The sequence below is a fragment of the Gilliamella sp. X-60 genome (assembly GCF_057063585.1).
In genome coordinates this window covers 1-2,606 of record NZ_JBXSQJ010000044.1, presented here as the reverse complement: position 1 = coordinate 2,606, position 2,606 = coordinate 1, and the positions used below count along the sequence as shown (strand labels likewise).

The window sequence follows — 2,606 nt, the reverse complement described above, 5'->3', positions numbered from 1 at the left end:
GCTCCCTTCAAACGTCATCCGATGCTCGGATTTATTATAAACTCGGCCGGTATTTTTCATTATTTGTAGTAGCTTTTCCCACCGTTTATCTGTTAGCATTGTTCTTGGCATGATGAATCGAGTTATGGTTGTTTTTTGCAGAATTATTATAACTCACATCATGCCGTCTAAAAAATAATCACGAAAGATCAACACGCCCTAATTTATCATTAATATAATTATCATTTTAAATGATAGTGTCATTAAAGTTTCTCCATGGGTGGTTATTTCTCATCGCTTTTTGATAGTTACCTGGAGTTACCCCGAAATTTCGACGGAAAATAGCAATAAAACCACTAATATTATCATAACCTAAATTTAAAGAAATTTCTGTGATAGGTCTGCCCGCAACAAGCAACTCTAAAGCTTTTAACATACGTAGTTTCTGTCGCCATTCTGTGAAATTAAATCCAGTTTCATTTGTAAATCGACGAGTCAATGAGCGTCGAGAAATCCCAGCCCAAACGCTCCATTCATTAATGTTTCTATCATCACTAGGATTATTAGACAAAGCTAAAGCAATTTTTAACAAACGAATATCTTTTGGCATTGGGAGTGCTATCTCAACTTGAGGGATTATACTAATCTCGTCGACAATCACTGCCATCAATCGCTTATGCTCGGGTTGCAATTCTGAATTATTCCATGTCATGGTTCGGGTAATTGCTTCACGCAATAGACTAGATAATTCTAGCATGCAGGGTTTATTCGGCAGATTATTACATTCGCTTTTTTGTATATAGATACTCCATCCGTGGAATGGCCCATGTGATCCGAGAAGAGAATGCTGTGTATCTGGAGGTATCCATATACCATGAGTTGCGGGTATTACCCATTGACTACTTTCCACTTCAATTGAAATTAAACCTTGTAATGTACCAGCTAGTTGTCCTCTCGAGTGATGATGAAGTTCTGTTACTTTCACTGATGAGGATTTGAGTGATGCCGATATAATCATAGGTTCGTTATCAGAAGAAGCGACCTCTGGAGAAATGAGTGAAATATTCATTTATATGGCCTCTAAGTAATATTTTGTGGCTGGAATTAGTTAGTAATTTTTTGTTTTACTAACTATCCTAAATTAGCCCAACTTAATTCAAATAAAATAAATATAACTATATATATTAAAAATAAATTAGCAATAAATCATGAATGATTTAAAAAAAATATTATTTAATATAATTGATTGAAATAATTAATGTTATATATATTTTTAGTAGCTAGCTGTCTAGAAAGGGGTATAAAATGAAAGGAAAACATGTTTTATTTGGCATAAGCCCTTTTAATTCCAAATTTAATGAAAATTACATTAAAAATATGTTGGAGTGGGGGTTTGATAATTATGATCATGTAGATGTTTTACATCCACATGAAGAGGCTAAGTATCTTTTAATAGGAGCTGGAGATAATGAGGTAAAAGCACGTAAAAAATCACGAAAAGAATTTTATCGAATTGAAAGAGCTATTAATAATTATTTATCAATGTCTGGTCATGATTTTTTTGCAAAAAGAATATTAAAATTTTCCGATTTTTATGCTGACGAATTGTATAAAAAAAATGTAGAGATAATAAAAGAAGATTTTAAAAATAATGAGAATTTTCACTCATTATGTATAACTCAGTCATATAAAGCTATTTTGAATAGAAAAAACGCCATCAGTAAAACATCTGAAATAAAAGAACAGGATATTATTATTGCTACAGAATATATAATAAGAGAAATTCCTTTTATTATTTCCCCTTCTTTATTGTCATCTTCACTAACTAGTCTGCATATATCTTATTACTGTTCATGGCCAATAGCTGATTATGTTTATGCTGGAAAGTTAAGTATCAGCCCTAGTTCAGATACAAAAATTATTGTTAAAGATCATTCAATTTAATTATTAAGTAATATGGAGGTAATATGTTGACTATGAACAATCATTTTCCAGGAGTGTTGTCTGATGAATATGGACAAGATCCATACAAATATATTGATTTATTGGATAAAACGGAGAACGTTATTTATGACAAAACTTTAAATGCGCATTTAGCTATTAGTTATGATGCTGTTCGTAGCATACTTGGAAATTCAGTATTATTTTCAACAAAACCTTTATCTAAAAGAGCTGAGCCAGTAATGAGGGGAAAAGTTCTGGCTCAGATGGAAGGTAATGAACATAAAATAAAAAAGAGCATGCTCTTACATCAGCTTACCGGTCGTGTGTTGAAAGATTATTATCACCCCAAACTGACAAATCTATGTGATTCATTGTTAACAGAAATTATAACTAAGAACAAATTTGATTTTATTTCTGATTTTGGTAATAAATATGCTTTATTAACAACATTCAATATCATTGGTATTGATTATAATAAATTAGACTGGTATCTAGAAAGATTAAAACTCATAGTTCAATTTGCGACTGGGTTTAATCTTTCAAAAGAGACTGAAGATGTAAATACCCCAAACCTAGTACACAACTCACGTAGAAAATCATGCTGCTTGTTTTAGTGTTTTATACTCAATCGGTGTCATGTTATTTAACGCCTCATGCGGTCTTTCGGTATTATAAATCGTTAA

At 31.5% G+C, this 2,606-nt stretch carries 4 protein-coding genes and 1 pseudogene; 2 read left to right on the top strand and 3 right to left on the bottom strand.

Translation table 11 applies throughout. From position 1 onward, the window contains the following. Together ACYIAM_RS12915 and ACYIAM_RS12910 are read right to left on the bottom strand one after the other, a co-directional pair. A pseudogene (locus ACYIAM_RS12915) lies at positions 1–111 on the bottom strand (IS5/IS1182 family transposase); the annotation flags it as partial. Positions 112–226: 115 nt separating this feature from the next. Next, the gene (locus ACYIAM_RS12910; protein ID WP_483748546.1) at positions 227–1,048 is read right to left on the bottom strand and encodes an AraC family transcriptional regulator; all 822 of its coding nucleotides are present in this window, start codon (positions 1,046–1,048) and stop codon (positions 227–229) included. Positions 1,049–1,284: 236 nt separating this feature from the next. Here ACYIAM_RS12910 and ACYIAM_RS12905 point away from each other — a divergent pair, with 236 nt between their 5' ends. Both ACYIAM_RS12905 and ACYIAM_RS12900 read left to right on the top strand, forming a co-directional pair. Next, complete coding sequence (locus ACYIAM_RS12905) at positions 1,285–1,923, top strand: tRNA-dependent cyclodipeptide synthase (protein WP_075538227.1); 639 nt, start codon at positions 1,285–1,287, stop codon at positions 1,921–1,923. A gap of 23 nt (positions 1,924–1,946) precedes the next feature. Continuing rightward, positions 1,947–2,537 (top strand): cytochrome P450 family protein, encoded by a 591-nt coding sequence (locus ACYIAM_RS12900; RefSeq protein WP_483748545.1) that lies wholly within the window; start codon positions 1,947–1,949, stop codon positions 2,535–2,537. Here the strand turns inward: ACYIAM_RS12900 and ACYIAM_RS12895 are convergent. Further along, positions 2,520–2,600: an integrase core domain-containing protein gene (locus ACYIAM_RS12895; RefSeq protein WP_141670356.1), complete on the bottom strand. Its 81-nt coding sequence runs from the start codon at positions 2,598–2,600 to the stop codon at positions 2,520–2,522. The genes ACYIAM_RS12900 and ACYIAM_RS12895 overlap by 18 nt on opposite strands. Positions 2,601–2,606: the final 6 nt, after the last annotated feature.

Bases quoted from the DNA above. Each gene is read 5' to 3' on its own strand.
- ACYIAM_RS12905 (WP_075538227.1), top strand. From the start codon at position 1,285: ATGAAAGGAAAACATGTTTTATTTGGCATAAGCCCTTTTAATTCCAAA.
- ACYIAM_RS12900 (WP_483748545.1), top strand. From the start codon at position 1,947: ATGTTGACTATGAACAATCATTTTCCAGGAGTGTTGTCTGATGAATAT.
- ACYIAM_RS12910 (WP_483748546.1), bottom strand. From the start codon at position 1,048: ATGAATATTTCACTCATTTCTCCAGAGGTCGCTTCTTCTGATAACGAA.